Annotated in this window: 14 protein-coding genes; 12 read left to right on the top strand and 2 right to left on the bottom strand. The window is 50.5% G+C overall.

Annotated elements, in window-relative coordinates; all coding sequences use genetic code 11:
• The first annotated feature begins 420 nt into the window (after positions 1 to 420).
• From DVK00_RS21865 to DVK00_RS19200, 7 genes are all read left to right on the top strand, one after another.
• Positions 421 to 819, top strand: coding sequence for a MarR family transcriptional regulator (locus tag DVK00_RS21865; protein WP_199722497.1), 399 nt, complete (start codon positions 421 to 423; stop codon positions 817 to 819).
• A 6-nt stretch (positions 820 to 825) separates the two neighbouring features.
• Positions 826 to 1182, top strand: a complete 357-nt coding sequence (locus tag DVK00_RS19230) for a hypothetical protein (protein WP_199722496.1) — start codon at positions 826 to 828, stop codon at positions 1180 to 1182.
• The gene (locus tag DVK00_RS19225) at positions 1179 to 2423 is read left to right on the top strand and encodes a phage integrase SAM-like domain-containing protein (RefSeq protein WP_121578342.1); all 1245 of its coding nucleotides are present in this window, start codon (positions 1179 to 1181) and stop codon (positions 2421 to 2423) included. The genes DVK00_RS19230 and DVK00_RS19225 overlap by 4 nt, the downstream gene beginning before the upstream one ends.
• A gap of 218 nt (positions 2424 to 2641) precedes the next feature.
• The gene (locus DVK00_RS19215; RefSeq protein ID WP_147435930.1) at positions 2642 to 3034 is read left to right on the top strand and encodes a hypothetical protein; all 393 of its coding nucleotides are present in this window, start codon (positions 2642 to 2644) and stop codon (positions 3032 to 3034) included.
• On the top strand, positions 3031 to 3687 hold the full coding sequence (locus tag DVK00_RS19210; protein WP_121578339.1) for a hypothetical protein: 657 nt from the start codon (positions 3031 to 3033) through the stop codon (positions 3685 to 3687). Before DVK00_RS19215 ends, DVK00_RS19210 begins: the two co-directional genes overlap by 4 nt.
• Before the next feature lie 108 nt (positions 3688 to 3795).
• Positions 3796 to 5058 (top strand): 26S protease regulatory subunit, encoded by a 1263-nt coding sequence (locus tag DVK00_RS19205; protein WP_121578338.1) that lies wholly within the window; start codon positions 3796 to 3798, stop codon positions 5056 to 5058.
• Between the two features lie 73 nt (positions 5059 to 5131).
• Entirely contained in the window at positions 5132 to 5767 is a 636-nt protein-coding gene (locus tag DVK00_RS19200) for an IS6 family transposase (protein WP_121578337.1), read from the top strand.
• 271 nt (positions 5768 to 6038) lie between these two features.
• Here the strand turns inward: DVK00_RS19200 and DVK00_RS21250 are convergent, their stop codons facing one another.
• Complete coding sequence (locus DVK00_RS21250; RefSeq protein WP_147435926.1) at positions 6039 to 7511, bottom strand: hypothetical protein; 1473 nt, start codon at positions 7509 to 7511, stop codon at positions 6039 to 6041.
• A 195-nt stretch (positions 7512 to 7706) separates the two neighbouring features.
• Positions 7707 to 9209, bottom strand: a complete 1503-nt coding sequence (locus tag DVK00_RS19195) for a hypothetical protein (protein ID WP_121578336.1) — start codon at positions 9207 to 9209, stop codon at positions 7707 to 7709.
• A gap of 151 nt (positions 9210 to 9360) precedes the next feature.
• Between DVK00_RS19195 and DVK00_RS19190 the strand changes: the two genes are divergently transcribed.
• From DVK00_RS19190 to DVK00_RS19165, 5 genes are all read left to right on the top strand, one after another.
• Positions 9361 to 10161, top strand: coding sequence for a hypothetical protein (locus tag DVK00_RS19190; RefSeq protein ID WP_147435924.1), 801 nt, complete (start codon positions 9361 to 9363; stop codon positions 10159 to 10161).
• Between the two features lie 467 nt (positions 10162 to 10628).
• Entirely contained in the window at positions 10629 to 11015 is a 387-nt protein-coding gene (locus tag DVK00_RS22505) for an RPA12/RPB9/RPC11 RNA polymerase family protein (protein WP_121578333.1), read from the top strand.
• Positions 11016 to 11452: 437 nt separating this feature from the next.
• The gene (locus tag DVK00_RS19175) at positions 11453 to 12529 is read left to right on the top strand and encodes a hypothetical protein (RefSeq protein WP_121578332.1); all 1077 of its coding nucleotides are present in this window, start codon (positions 11453 to 11455) and stop codon (positions 12527 to 12529) included.
• Between the two features lie 215 nt (positions 12530 to 12744).
• A complete protein-coding gene (locus DVK00_RS19170) occupies positions 12745 to 13746 on the top strand; it encodes a hypothetical protein (RefSeq protein WP_121578331.1) in 1002 nt (333 codons plus the stop codon).
• A 2-nt stretch (positions 13747 to 13748) separates the two neighbouring features.
• A complete protein-coding gene (locus DVK00_RS19165) occupies positions 13749 to 14447 on the top strand; it encodes a hypothetical protein (protein WP_121578330.1) in 699 nt (232 codons plus the stop codon).

Raw genomic sequence — 14447 nt, 5'->3', positions numbered from 1 at the left:
TGGCATTATTATCACCAGTACAACATGATCGAGTGGTTGAGAGCTAATCTGAAGATATCCTCGATCACTTAACCGTCCAAATGCACGCATCATAGCCCCGCTAAACCCGCTGTAGTCTCAACTTCCATTTGAGCGAGATTGATATAGCTACATACACTTTACCAAACACAGAAGTACCGAATTTCTACTACCAGAGTGCCTGAAACGCCGATATTCGGGTTCGCAGATTAGGTTTGTATTATGCCAGTAATCACGACCACTTTGAAGTGCCCCGCCGCCGTCGGTGAAGCACGAAACATGGAACCGGACGAAGAGAGCCTTGAACCCGGGGAAAAGCCGGTGAACACCGCCATCCTCCGGTCCGTGTCGAGAGCTTTGTCGATAAGACCTAATAGCTTCTAATACAAACCAATACTCAAGATGCCCATCTCGAAAGACGAGTTCCGCTCGATCGACGAGGACGGCCCCTCGCTCCCCGATCTCGCGCCGGACACCACACAGGGTGCGGTATATCGCTTCCTCCTTGAGCACGCCGACCAGGCGTTTCGCCAGCGGGAGATCGTCGACGCCGTCGACGTGCCCGAGGGGAGCGTCGGCCCCACGCTGAAGCGTCTCGAGGAACACGGCCTCGTCGAACACCGCGACCGGTTCTGGACGATCGCTGACGCTGAACACGCGGTCGCGTCGGCAGGGCTTCACGGCGCTGCCACGGCCGACGACATCGACGGCGGGTTCTCTGACGACGACGTCGAGGCCTGGATGGAGACCGCGGTCGACCCTATCGATTCAACAACCGAGCAAGACGGCGAGGAGTCGTGATTCCATATGGCTGACCGCGGAACTGTTGTCTGGGCTCCCGATCCGTTCAAAACGGATGGTGGGAACCCTCGCCCGCGGTTGGTCGTCTCCGGCGAGCGGATGCCCTATCCCGACGAGGAGTCGATCGCCGTCGCGTTCACGACGCAGTCCCACCACGCCGGCAGCTTCGCCGTAACGAGCGAAGCGTGGGTTCGCGGGGAACCGAGCCAACAGAGCTACGTCCTCCCCTGGACGCTCGCCACACTGAAAGACGACCTCCACGTCGTCGGCCGGCAGGGCTCGGTTACCGGGGAGTTCACTGACCAGGTAACGACGGCCACGATCTCCTACTTGGACCATTCGGAGGGTTCTGACTCTGCATGATCGACGACACCACCGGCCAAGAGCCCGCAGCACGGCCGTTGCGGAGTTCCTTCGACCGCTATCTTCAGGACAAGGGCAAGGGTCGCGGCGGCGAGGGCGGGAACTACCGTCGGAACGCTGCCCGCGAGCTCGAGCGGTTCGTGGAGTGGGCCGCCGGCGAGCGCGGCGACGACGATTGGACCGGGATCACTCCCGAGGAGGCCGACCGCGAGCCGACGTTCGCTGACCTCGACGAGCGAGTCTTCCGCGAGTACGCTCGGCACCTTTCTGGTGACCGGGGACTCAAGCAGAACACGGTCCAGACCTACTACGCCTACATCTCGGCGTGGTGTGGTTGGTGTGTCAACGAGGGGTATCTCGAAGCGCACTACGCCCAGCGAGCGAGCGCGACTGCGCCCCTCCCCGACGACGATGGACGGAAGCCTGGTGACCAGCAGGCCTGGACGCCCGAGCAGCGCCACGCGCTCACCCGACACGTAGACGCACAGGCGCGTGAGGCCATCGAGGCATACACCACCCTTCCCGATGACGTGGATCCACTCGACAAGCAACGAGCCCGGTACGCGGCGCTGAAGGCGGCCCGGGACCGGGCGCTCGTGGTCGTCCTCGCGTACACGGCCGTCCGTGTCGGGGAGCTCCTCCGAGACCCCGATGACCCGCGCCGTCGTGGCGTGCGATGGGAGGACATCGACCTCGAGGATGGAAGCATGGACGTCTATCGGAAGAAACAGCAGTGGGACGCTGCTTCTCTCCCCGATCCCGTCATCTCTCCGTTGCGGAGCTATCGGAAGTTGATGGACCCACCAACGGACCGGTGGCCCGTGTTCCCGACACTCGATCAGCGGACGCTCGCAGAGCTCGTACAGGAAGAGTTGGCCGACCGGGGAGAGCAATCGGAAGCAATTGACGAGCGACGTGATGAGTACGCTCGCGACCTCCTGCTGGCGCTGGACGAGGACATCCGCCCGCCGTCGATCACTACGGACGGCGCCCGCTCGATGCTCCAGCGACTCACGGAAGCCGCGGAGATCGACATCGACCATCCGAAGCACGATTATCTCGCACCCCACGGCGGACGCCGTGGGATGGGTGAGGTTCTCGTCCGGGCATTTGGATATACTGTGGCAGCCCGGTATCTCGACAACTCTGAAGAAATAGTTCGAGAACGCTATTCCCATATAGAGGCCGGAGAGTTGGGTGACGTTGCCACTGAGGGGCTAAAAGAAATAGATGGTCTGTGAGAGTTACGCATATTTATTTTGCTACTTAAATCTGGGTTAGAGACCGTCTGTGCTGTCATTCTGAATTAGAACTGGACTTGATTACTACACCTTCGGTTTGTAGTGAGCCAGGGTGAAGTCTTCGTGAGTATCTTGAATACCTTCTGATGCGATGACCTTCGACCGCGCTCCGATCAACAGCTTGACCTCGGCCAGTTCGGGGATGCTTTGCTCGAGAAATGAGGGGGCTCGGTCAAGACAGATCAAGAGACGTCGCAGCAGCATCCACAACCGTAGGTAAACAAATTTCACTGAAAAATACACAAATGTTCAATAATACAATCCTGTTCGGCCTTGCACATATTGTGGCGGGCATCACACTGACTGCGGGGTCGTTTAAACTGGCAGAGCAGAACCGTCAATCAGCCATACTCTTTGCACCAAGTTTCGTCTTCTTGGTGCTTCTCATAGATGTTGTATTACTCAGTACTGCTGTCTGGCTACAGACTGGACTGGTTGTCCTAAGTGGACTGGTAGGCAGTATTGTAGGGGCAGTATCGATTGCGCTCTTGTTCGAGCCCGAAATGCAGGACGATACCGACAACATGCCGCTTTCAGAACTCGAACCATGAAAGTCAGAAATCAGGTTCAAGAAGAGGTGTTCGATCGCGTGAGTAATGATAACGGAGTCTTGAATACTGGGTGGACCATCGGCGAGATCGAGGCCGATCTCGACAGACGTGAGACCGTGATGGAACAGATCGAAGAGAAGGTTGATTCCTTTTCTGAGGAGAAGAAACACTACTTGGAGAAAGCGCTGGAGGCTGGCCCTCGAAAGACCGTCCGGTTCTACGCCAAGGCCAAGGAGGCGGACATGTACAAGTCATTCTGGTCCGAACTGTGGGAGAACTTGATGGTTCAGCAATTTTTCCTCATCAAATTGATCCTTGAGGCTAAGCGCCGAAGCCTCTTGACCGATCCCGGTGGTGAATTTGACTTTGAAATCGATATCGGATCGATGGATGCAGAGGCTGTTAAAGGCGCTCTCGAGGCTAGCGATATCGAGCAGAGTGAGGCCCAAGATACGATCGAAGCGATTGACATGCATTTGAACCGTGACGCAGACTCAGGCCTGTCGCTTGATCTTTCCAAAATACGGGAAGAAGCCGGGGAGTTGGAAGCTGCGACAATAAGCAGTGGGGAGCCAGAATTGGGTAGTAGCATGGAAGCTGCGATCAATCAGCAGATAGAGGAGGAACTCAAACATGAACGTGAGCGCTCGTAAGCTCAAGTACAATACGAAACGTAGGGATTTCGCTTTCACCGAGCTACCCAACCGCGTGGGAGGGAAGACTAAGCGAAATCACGAGATCCTGCGGAGGCACTACTAATCATGGGGCTCTCACCTGAATCACGCGAAATCTTAGAACAGCGTCTCGATGAGCGCGTAGAGGAAGCGCGGGAAAATGCGGGCGAGGATCCGAAGCGAGCCGCCGCTCACTATAGTAAGGCCGCCGACTTGCACGAGAAGCTAGCAGCGGATGAGGATTCGAATCGGCTCGCAAATGCCCACAGAGAAGAAGCTGAAACTCTCCGTTCGAACGCGCGGGCCCAGCTCCGTGATGCCGGGTTGGTTGCGGAGGAAGATGATCAGGATAGTTGTAGGAGTGAGAACGATCCTCAGGCCTCAACCGATGACAACCTCACTGATTCTGTTGCGCAACCAGAGGACTTCGACGACTTTGACGCCGATGCTGAGAGTAACGACAGTGTCGCCACTCCCTCATACGATCAGTCGAACTTCTTCGACCCTCCGCCAGACATTTCACTTGATGATGTTGGTGGCCTTGATACCGAAATCGACCGAGTTCGTGATGGTATTATCAAGCCCCAGCGTTACCCCGAGGTGTTTGAGGAGATCGGCGTCGAAATGTCGAACGGGGTTCTCCTTCACGGACCACCAGGGACTGGGAAAAGCCTCCTGACCCGCGCAGTTGCGAACGAACTCGATCAGCCCTATGCAGAAGTGTCAGCTGCAGAGTTGGGTTCAGAGTACGTGAACAAGGGTGCTCAAAATATCCAGCAACTCTTTGCTGAAGCTCGCAAGCATCAACCCTGTGTAGTGTTTATCGACGAGTTAGATTCGCTGGCGCGAAGCCGGTCCGGTGGTCCTGAACAGACTGACGGGACTCGTCAGATGATCACACAGTTGCTCCAGGAACTGGACGCGATCCAGGGGAGTGAGATCTGTGTGGTCGGTGCGACGAACCTCGTTGAGGATATCGACGGCGCGATCCGGCGCTCGGGGCGGTTCGACCGCAAAATCCACATCGGCGCCCCCGATGCCGACGACCGCCGCGATATCTTCCAAATTCACCTCGAAGAAAAGAAGGTCGAAGGTAGTATGAACTGGGACAAGATCATCGAGTGGACGAAAGGATTCTCTGGGGCCGATATTGCTAAGGTGGTTCGAGAGGCCGGCCAGAGAGCTGCGAGTCAACAAATTGACGAGGCTGGCTCTGAAGATATCCCCTGCTCGAAAATCCGTGGAATCACCTATGAACACCTGCTTCGGCAAATTAAGGATACTGAGCCAGGCATCCAGCAATGGCGAGAGGAGAACAGTCAGTTTAATTTCCCAACAGCAAATGACTGAGCAGGAATCAGTGTCCTGTCGAAGACGGTAGCGTTGCGATAAGGAACAAGGCGGTCAAAGGTTTGAGTGGATTATGCTCTCGTTCGACCGCCTCAGCGGCGATAGCGGTTGCATCGAGTTAGAATTTCTGGAGCGAGAGGCGACACCGGAGCCAGCGATGAAGCTTGGTATCCGACTCCATTTGGCTGGAATATCACTTTCGGATACCATCTTGATTCTTGATATATTGGGTGTCGATCGTCATCGAAGCACCGTGCATCGATGGGTTCAGAAGGCCGATTTACAGCCGACAGACGGTGCTGAGCCGAATCACGTTGCGGTCGATGAGACTGTGATTCAACTCAATGATGAGCGATATTGGCTGTACGCTGCTGTCGATCCCGATACCAACCGCCTGCTTCATGTTCGGCTCTATCCGACGAGAACCACCGCAATTACCTCGATGTTTCTCTCAGAATTACGCGAGAAACATCAGGTAGACGACGCAGTTTTTCTCGTCGACGGTGCACCGTGGTTGCAGGCGGCCTGTCACCGACACGGGCTACGATTCCAGCATGTTACACATGGGAATCAGAATTCCGTCGAACGTATCTTTCGAGAAGTAAAACGACGGACTGAACAGTTTTCAAATACGTTCAGCCACGTCGAACCGAGCACCGCCGAAAACTGGCTACAAGCGTTTGCCTTCGCATGGAACCAGCTTATCTAGACACTACCCGAAGACCAGGGCAAATCTACTAAACCGAGGGTATCTATTTGAACTTATTTAAACAGCACACAGATATGGGGCTGAGCAAGGGTCTGGTTTGCAGGGCCTAAACGTTCAGGTGCGTCCGGTGTGGTAGTGGCATATCCCTGGGACCAACCCGGTCTCGACGGAGGTTCAACTCCTCCCCGGCGCACTTCACCTCTACTATTTCCGACAAATAGATGGGAGAATAGTTTATAGTTATAATATGCCCGGAGATGAAATAAAAAATCTATATATAGGTTCTTATTTTTGACTTCGCTTGAGGGTTTCCAGATTGTGCTTCCACGATAGTCTTCCCTAGCGTTGCCAATTTTGAATGTAGTGGGCTATATTCCCTGTAGATCGAATCGAACTCGCTGGCAATTATCTTCCAACTGCTGTTGATCTTGTTTACATCTACTGCATCATCATACGTTTCAAGAATCTCTGCTGTCGAACATCCGTCTTCTATTAACCGTTTTATTTTTTCACCTTCTCTATAGCTATATTGATAATCACGCAACGCAGTTCGGATAATAGGTAGTATTGTACGCTCTCGGAGTTCCCAGAGATTAACAGCCATTTTCAACAGTTTAGTTCCCTTGGCCCACTTATAGACATCCGACGGAAGGATCAGTTTTCGATTATTTCCATCAGAAATTAGACGAATCTCCTGCAAAAGTGTCCGTAATGATTTTCTACCAGTTATTCCCGGATATTTGTTCGCAAATATCGGAACAGACTCATATATCCCCCTTTCACACCGTCCACGAATTAGCTCTTTAAACATATTTCTGCTATAGTCATCAACTGTATGTGACTCCATTCCTGGTAATTTTTCCCGGCGATCTCCTACTAGTTGATAGTTCTCAGACACTCCCTCTAAGATTATTTGTTTTAGTAGGTCTCGCTGTTGATTAGACGAAAGTTCTGAAAGTAATGGAGGATTCACAGTGGAAGCTCGGAGCAGTACATCGTCAGGCATCATTGGTCCGCTTGAGGATACGAATCCAAACGCATAATTGAGAACATCAATATCCCAAATTTCCTGTAATCGATAACCTAACCATGCACCTAGAAGATGCTCCGGTTTAGCTTGGGAACTATCAATTTGAGGTTTTACAGAATCGCCATTAGAATTAGTGACACCCTCAAATTGTGTCGCGTAATGAGACAATAGCGATTCGTCTGTTGGTGAACTCTGGTGCCGGAATGCGAGAGCTTCTTGCGCCAGTTCTGAACGACACAATATAGCTGAGATGCCTATAGTTAGATCCCCTAAGTCTCCATTTGCAACTGTTCCATCCCAATCGGTGTTATCATTAATAAACTCTTCAAACATATTAATTGATGTAATAGACGCCTCAAACGTAGCTAACCGAGCGAATCCGTATAGATGGTTTTCAGAATTGCTTATTTGGGCATGGATATTCTCGTGAGACATAACAGACTCAACCCATTCGGGTTCCTGGTTGGAAAGGCTCGAAAGGTATGGACTAGCATATAACTCTCGACTCAAAGGATCATATAGTGCGGGAGGTAAATGTTCGTCTTCTGTCACCCCAGGATTATCAAGCGGATCAACAAGTTCTCCGATAGGTTCTGTATCATCGCTTAGTACCCTACTTTTTAGTTTATTATTATTTGTGTAGTATCCTAAGGTGACGCCACTATCTCGAAATTGGTCCAATAAATGAGCTTCATCGGGCTGGGTAGGTATCATTCATTAACAGAGGGGGGCTGACCTTCTATCAGTTGTAAGGCGAGGTTCAGGCATAAGTCTAGGTGAATCGTTTGGATCTATCATAAAGTCAACTACAGTTTGGTTTATCGATTCTTCTACATTCGGTATTCTTCGTCGTGTAGGGTCACCTCAAGTACTTCTATAGTCCCCTTTATTATACACAATGATTGTCCATCAGTTGAAGAAGCGACGCACTTCTTCACTATCACCAGCAAGGATCGCTTTCCCGAGCGTGGATAATTCACTGATAAACTGATTGTAGGCAGCCTCATCGATACTATCAGCAGATACGAATCGTTTCTGAGCGATATCCTCTGCGACCGACTGATCAAACATTGTTACTCCTGACTCGATGGTACCGGAATCAACCATGGAGAGTATATGCTCTAAATCGTGTGTCGTCGCCGTATTGTAAGCCTGAAAGAGAGGCATGAAGAGTTTCTCGCGAAGGAGCCACATCTCCCTTGCCAGCGATAAGATCTGAGTATCCTCCGCCCAGTCGTGTGTTTCTGTCTTTAGATACAGTCGCCGTACACCATCAGGACTCGTGAGGACGTAGAGGTCTCGAAGTATACCCCAGAGATGCTTTTCATCCGAGACGCCAGGATAGTCGGTCGCGTATAGGGGGACGTGCCAATATTCCTCAGCATCAACTGCTGAATTAAGCGATACACGACGCATCGAACGTGGGACCGTCTCTCGGTTGAGTACCTCTACTGAACCATCGAATCCGACCTCTTGTTCATACGGTGAAACAGGATTTGCGAAGCCTGTTTTGGTGATCCACTCCTCAACCAGGTTGGTCAGCAGTGACTTCTGTTCTGGTTCAGCGCATTCTTGAGGAATCGGCGCTTCGACGAGTGCAGCAACCATTGCGATCGTATCTGGGGAAATAACGCCAACTGTAGTAGCCTCATCAATCGTTGCTGTACCACCTAGTCGGAACGCATAACGTGGAATCGAGATATCCCATCGACTTCGCATCTGTCGGTATAGCCAGTGACCGAAGGCATGTGTTGGGTGTTTCAATACAGGCGATTCTGGCGCCTCCTCGCGAAGGCGAGTAAGATACTCACCGGGATCGAGATTACTTTCGACAAACCGATCGATATCGTCCGCTGTTGCCGTATTCTCTTGCAACCAGGCCAATGCTTTTGCCCGTCCCTTATTTTTGAGATACTGCATCTGAGCGGCAATTGCAGTTCCTTCGTGGACCAACTGGGTCCGAGTGAGATTCGCACTCGTGTGTGCTGCTGCTTTCCTTGCGAAGTCGATGAGGCGGTCGTAGCCTCGTGGTCCCAGTAGCGTGACTTGGTATGAGCCGAGCTCGGACTCGACATACCACTGGCGTTCACGTCGAGTAAGGTTCTCGTGGGTACGTTCGTGTGCCTCTATTTCTGATTGCACTATCGGCTTCAGTACGGCCTGAACATGGGGAGAATCAGAATCGAGCAGGTCGGCGTAGAGTGAAGGAACCGTTAGTTCGCGTGCAAATGGATCGTACCTCAACGGGCCGCCATCAAGTGTCTGAGGGATTTCTCCAAGGAGAGTGACTGAGGGCCCAAGATCAGTTGTTTCTAATGTTTCAATGAGGTCTTGTGAGACATGTTTGAATTGGACTCCTTTATCGTCGACATGATGCGAATCGACGATCCGCTGTTCTCGACCGGAGTCCATGCCTGTGTAGAGATAATATACGCATCTGTCCGTGTTAAGTGTGCCCCGTTGTTGATTTTAAATCTCACCCAGACTTCGGCGGCATTCTCTGTGGCCGACTCCATATCTATTTTGAGACATACCGACAGTGAATCACCTCGTGCAATTACATATGGTGCCGGATACTACGATCTCTGATGACCTCGACGCTGAGACGCCTGATTCTGTGCTTCGAAACGTGGCTGATACAATCATAGGCCTTCTCGACCGGCGTGAGGTGTTGGGGAGAATAATAAGAGAACTCGAACAAGAACATTTTCAGGGCCATTCGATTCAAGACGATCTCAACGAAATCTTTTCTCGTTCTGAAGACCTCAGAATTGTGTCCCGTCTCGACTACGCTGATGAACTTGCCCCGCTACTGGACGATCTCGAGGAGGAGTATCTGGATTCAGAGCAGCGACAAGAGTTCGAGGCCTGGTGGGGAGATGTCGATTGGATTGCGCCAGGTATTGCCGCGTATCGGCGTGAAAAGGATAGTATCTACTCTCATTGGACCAGAAAGAATGTCGACATTGATAGCCTGAATGGCGAAATTGTCGCTAATTGGACGCTCTGGTACGGCGTTGATCAGCAGTATTCCGTGCGAGTTCCGTTCGATGCGTTCTTCGAGGAAAGCGTGCAGCGCATAACCCTCTTGGTGAATGTACTCCCTATGGCCATCGAGAGAAACGACGTTAGTCCTGAATTGGTCGCAAAATTGTATGAGCGTCGGGAACTATTGGATAAAGCACTGACGCGATTGGATGCCATTGCCGATGCTCACGGTTTAGAGATACCTACAGAACTGGAGAGTGAAGATAGGCCGCGATTTGATCCCTCCAGGGGTAACTTCATCGCTGAGGGTGGGGAGAATAGTTCTTCGGGAGAGTCAGAAGCGGATGAAGAGAGAGGCCTGAAGATGTTCTACTGAGGGAGGGTAGAAATCGATGCCTCTCGCTACACGCTTTCACGCATATAATTCCACCAGCCCGTCCACGTGCATTGGTGTTTATGAGTTGGCTTGGGGAGACTACAACATCGTCTATATCGGATCTGGATCGATATATCGGCGACTGCAGGCACATGACCGAGATTCTGAAAAAAATTTCCACTCATATCGAGCTATCATTACACAGGATCGACGGCGAGCTCGCCAAATCGAACGTCGAGAACAGCGCAAGTTTCGGGATAAACATGGTCGACTTCCTGTATACAACGACCGGATTGGATAGTTCACGCGTGATAGAAATCCAAGACTCTTAACATATTCGTCAAGTGTTGATATGCAGCAAAGGTGGGGTACTTAAATCCGACATCGTATTGAGCAGGTCTCGTATAAGTCCAGTTAACCCTGCAATCGAGTAATCTCCCTCATGTTGGCCATCTTCTTCAGAGGTGATGTCGACGGAACCAGACGAAACGAACTCAGTTTCGCAGGATGGACAGCTCGCCAACCAAGCATTCGGTACTGAAGATCTGTTCTGTGAATGTGGCTCGATGCGCCGGATTTCTTGCGACGGAGCATTCCGATGTACCAGCTGTGGTACCCCCGCTCCTCATACTCTCGAACTCGACATCGTGGTCACCCAGGAACAGCGCAATCGATCCTTGACAATCGCTGACGAAATAGAGGAGACTTTCGCTCATCCCACCAAGGAATGCCCGAGTTGTGGATCTAACACGGTTCATAACGTTATTAAACAAACGCGGGCCGCTGATGAGCCCGGGACGTTGTTCTTCAAGTGTACCGATTGTCGGAACAAGTGGCGGGAGGAAGCCCTGTAATAAAGGCCAGTTGTCCAGGCTTCTATTAGTACCTGTCAAGAGAATAATCTCCTGCGGTTGTTCTCTCCTCCAATTCGTCTACTATGTCTCTCACAAATCGGTTTGGTACAGAAATATCGTCCCAACGCGATCCTCACTTGGCATATTTTATCTGCAGCTGGGATCTTCTCTCGTCATTAATATATGATATCGATGCATGAGATAGTCATACTGTGATTGGAGAGTTGAGCCAGGGTAGCGTCCCAGAGGAATGGAAGCGGTTGGATACATTGCCGAGTATATACACCTCTAACCTAAATTCTGTCTCGGTTGAGCCTATTAGTCGAGAAATCCATCTTCCGCGGCAGTATTCAACTCTATTACGTACAGATAATAACGAGCCCGAGTCTGATTCGGCCAGGAAACTCCGTGTAGATATCGAAGCCAGTGTAGAGTCTGTGTTAGAGGCCATCCATGGTGAGAAGCACATCTACGAGTTAGCTCAGTTGGTATCGATGGCGGTTGCCGTGGATCATCTCAGTCAGTCACCGGTTCAAGTCGAGGGATTCGTCGCTGGGTCAACTACGGCAGTGAACTCACTACTTCGCCTACTTGTAGAATCAAAATTAACGATGAAGGGTCGTAGCCATCGTATCGAAGACCAGGCTTCTCTCTCTACGAACATTGAGGAAGATCTGAAATCTGCTCAAAGTAATTCTACGACAACGTATGAATCACTTGCTATCGATCTTTCTGAACAATTTGATACTTTGTGGGAAGTAAGTCTCTTTGAATATGCCTTCCGATTCGTGACCGGAACTCACCAACTGATTACACCTGATCAAGTCATCGTATGCGCTGCAGCTCTTGACTCAGAGCAAGTAGCTCAACTAGACAAATCTGGTCAGTTGGAGTTACTGACCGAGGCGGTTTATGAATCCACGTATGAGGACCACGTTGAGTTTGTTGTGGATTCCGATGATAGCTTAAATGCGGATGTCCCGACAGTCACTCAAGACGATGTAATTCGGACTCACCGCAAACGATTGCTGACCACAGCACATGAGGCCGGTGCGTATTCACTCATTCCAGTAGTGGCGACAGCATATCCCGGGGGCGGAGAAACCTGCTCACTTTCCGCGCTGTTCCGTAACCTATACGTCTTGCATTCTGAGGATCGAGTCATGTATCTTGATACGGATGGTGCTGGATGGGCGCAGGACACGTTGTTATTGAACTCAGGGATGCACCTCTGGCAATATCTGAATGATACTGTAATAAGGCCGATCTATGACGAGTTCGACCACTTGTTAGCAGCTGAATCAGCAGCCCGTTTGGAACAATGTATCCAGCAAGCAGGCAGTCTCAGTCGATACTACCCCAGCTTAGCATATGGTGATTTAGATCTGACTGATGAGGAAACTCAAAGGGACACGTCCTCGCGTAGAACATATTCCCATTTGAACAACCGACTTGAACGCCTTGGGCGGGCTATTGCCGGGAAACGGCGTTCTGCTGTGCAGGAATTCCTGTAGACGCCAGATTTCTATTAGACGAATTCGATAATTGTGATCTTAAAAAGGTGGGTCAGATATAGTCTGAGCTCGGCCGTCGGCTTAGATTTGATCCAACTGAGAAGACAACAGTCAGATTCGACTATGAGTAACGCGAAGAACGGCAAAAGAACAATACCCACGCGGGGAATTCTATCAAACATGCATCAGGGTATCACCGATAGCAGAGGTGGACGATGACAGCCAAGGATCGAGAACGGGACGACGACAATGAAAAGGAGAGAGACGAATTCGTTCCAGAGATAACTTGGGAACAATTCTATCCTCTTTTGGATGGTTGGTACGACGAGGTAACTGGTACTGAAAAGGGTCGGAAAGGCTGGTTCGCAATCCAGAATCTTGACGGAAACGTAGCTGACCGAGAGCTAATAATCTCAGTTGACGATCTTGACTCTAATGAGCCAAATGAAAAAATAGTAGCAGAAGTACACGACTCTGATTCGATAGTTAGTGGATCAGGAGTTAAATCTGATATTAACTCCGAGGACGAGAATTTCGTTGAGAATTATGTCTGGAGAAAACTAGAGAAGTACTCTGTTATATGTACAGTCCCCCATATCTCTCAGGGGTATTCTGTTGAAAATGATGAACGGATTAAAAATAAGGGTGACAGAGAGATAGTCATCAAAATCCCAGCGATGGTCGAATTCTGGCGAGAAGATGCTAATGACCCAGAATCATTCTCCCCAGAATCTGACAAAGCTCGAATCCTCTATTACATGATAGAGCATTGGGACGCGTACGATGACCCAAGTGAACCCGGCGTAGATACTGATGACGTTCTAAAAATCGATCCTAAAGGAGCGGTTATGTATGCTGTCGCCGGTCGTCATATGAAACTTGAATCCCCGAGTGTCGTATTCAAAAAGATAGAATCTGATGATGACTTTATGGGTAGTTATCTCACTATTGAAGGTGAGATAACTGGTCAAAATATGGATATCTATGACGAACTAGGTTTGGAATTGGAACTAACAGCTCTCCTTCGTCTTTTTACCTTAACGTCATGTCTCCCAAAGAAAATTTATAATCGACTTCTGACACCAGCAGAAGAACAGAGTGGATTGCCTGACACACCAGAAACCGAGATTGATGTCCCTATAAATTTCTATGAAGAGGAGAACCGCATCGATTTCAAAGTGATTTTCGGCCCCACTAATCTGGGAGGTGACCGATAACCATGCAGACGATTCCAACGACCATCAGTAAGAATTGGGTTGAAACACTCACGGAAACCGAGGGTATCGACAGATCAACCGCAAAAACCATCGTAACGAGCGTCATCGGTGATCCAAGATTGATGCTGGATTCGGTGAACTCACCTGAGGATATTGAGTTTGCAACTCGGGTAGCTTATGAGGATCTTGGTCAATTTGATGTCTCAGAGATCGAGGTTTCTGATCAAGAGTGGGACACCATTCGACGTAGGCTAGTTGAGCGATTGCACGAAAACCTTCATGAACAGTACTGGGATCAGGAGGTTCCAGTTGTGGAAGACACGGATTATCTATACGAAATTCTGAAGCGTGCCGATCTTTCCTCTGATGATATCGTATTGACTGTTGAGTCGTATCTTGGGGAAGAGGAAGAGTCGCCGATCGGCAGGGGTTCTGAACCAACTGCCGCTTCAGACGCTTCAGAGCCAACAGGCACACCTGGGTTTGCCTCACCGGGAGCTGCAAAGTTCCAGGAGATTCTTGAGGAACATGATGAAGAGACCGAGGATGAGAAGAAGGATGACGGACCGAGCCCTGACACAGGAGACGAATCCAGTTCTAATCTAAGTGGGGGATATGCTTCCCGACAAAATGTTAGCGATATCCTCGGAGAGGGCGATGAGGTTGAAGATGACGATGATAACGAATCTTCTGAGGAGTAA

This window comes from Haloarcula sp. Atlit-47R, from assembly GCF_003665985.1.
GTDB lineage: Archaea > Halobacteriota > Halobacteria > Halobacteriales > Haloarculaceae > Haloarcula > Haloarcula taiwanensis.
This window is presented reverse-complemented; position numbering and strand designations above follow the sequence as displayed.

Excerpts from the sequence above, each read along its gene's own strand:
- DVK00_RS21865 (WP_199722497.1), top strand. The coding sequence starts at position 421 with ATGCCCATCTCGAAAGACGAGTTCCGCTCGATCGACGAGGACGGCCCC.
- DVK00_RS19230 (WP_199722496.1), top strand. The coding sequence starts at position 826 with ATGGCTGACCGCGGAACTGTTGTCTGGGCTCCCGATCCGTTCAAAACG.
- DVK00_RS19225 (WP_121578342.1), top strand. The coding sequence starts at position 1,179 with ATGATCGACGACACCACCGGCCAAGAGCCCGCAGCACGGCCGTTGCGG.
- DVK00_RS19215 (WP_147435930.1), top strand. The coding sequence starts at position 2,642 with ATGAGGGGGCTCGGTCAAGACAGATCAAGAGACGTCGCAGCAGCATCC.
- DVK00_RS19210 (WP_121578339.1), top strand. The coding sequence starts at position 3,031 with ATGAAAGTCAGAAATCAGGTTCAAGAAGAGGTGTTCGATCGCGTGAGT.
- DVK00_RS19205 (WP_121578338.1), top strand. The coding sequence starts at position 3,796 with ATGGGGCTCTCACCTGAATCACGCGAAATCTTAGAACAGCGTCTCGAT.
- DVK00_RS19200 (WP_121578337.1), top strand. The coding sequence starts at position 5,132 with ATGCTCTCGTTCGACCGCCTCAGCGGCGATAGCGGTTGCATCGAGTTA.
- DVK00_RS21250 (WP_147435926.1), bottom strand. The coding sequence starts at position 7,511 with ATGATACCTACCCAGCCCGATGAAGCTCATTTATTGGACCAATTTCGA.
- DVK00_RS19195 (WP_121578336.1), bottom strand. The coding sequence starts at position 9,209 with ATGGACTCCGGTCGAGAACAGCGGATCGTCGATTCGCATCATGTCGAC.
- DVK00_RS19190 (WP_147435924.1), top strand. The coding sequence starts at position 9,361 with ATGGTGCCGGATACTACGATCTCTGATGACCTCGACGCTGAGACGCCT.
- DVK00_RS22505 (WP_121578333.1), top strand. The coding sequence starts at position 10,629 with ATGTCGACGGAACCAGACGAAACGAACTCAGTTTCGCAGGATGGACAG.
- DVK00_RS19170 (WP_121578331.1), top strand. The coding sequence starts at position 12,745 with ATGACAGCCAAGGATCGAGAACGGGACGACGACAATGAAAAGGAGAGA.
- DVK00_RS19165 (WP_121578330.1), top strand. The coding sequence starts at position 13,749 with ATGCAGACGATTCCAACGACCATCAGTAAGAATTGGGTTGAAACACTC.